The organism is Peribacillus sp. SIMBA_075, from assembly GCF_046534585.1.
Genome location: NZ_JAWRYN010001624.1, coordinates 1 through 235, shown reverse-complemented (window position 1 = coordinate 235; position 235 = coordinate 1). Strand labels below are relative to the sequence as shown.

The following is a 235-nucleotide window of genomic DNA, read 5'->3' as shown; positions in this document are numbered from 1 at the left end:
CAGTTTGCACACCATAAAGCGGAGTCGATGCCTGAATTTGAGTAAATGGTTGCTTGATATTAGCTTGCTTCCATTGCTCCATTGAGATGACTTTATTATTTAGTCCCTTCTCGAATTCAGACGTGAACTGTTCCCCGTATTTTGATGCGTTGCCGGTCTCTCCACTTGATACCGCTGCACTTGTAGAAGTGGAAACTGATGAAGCGGCTGCAGGTTTCATTGGAGAAGTTGAACC

Annotated in this window: 1 protein-coding gene; it reads right to left on the bottom strand. The window is 44.7% G+C overall.

The genetic code is table 11. The features are described from left to right. Positions 1-235: hypothetical protein (locus tag SB775_RS33935; protein WP_410865687.1), on the bottom strand; the 235-nt coding region annotated here is incomplete at both ends.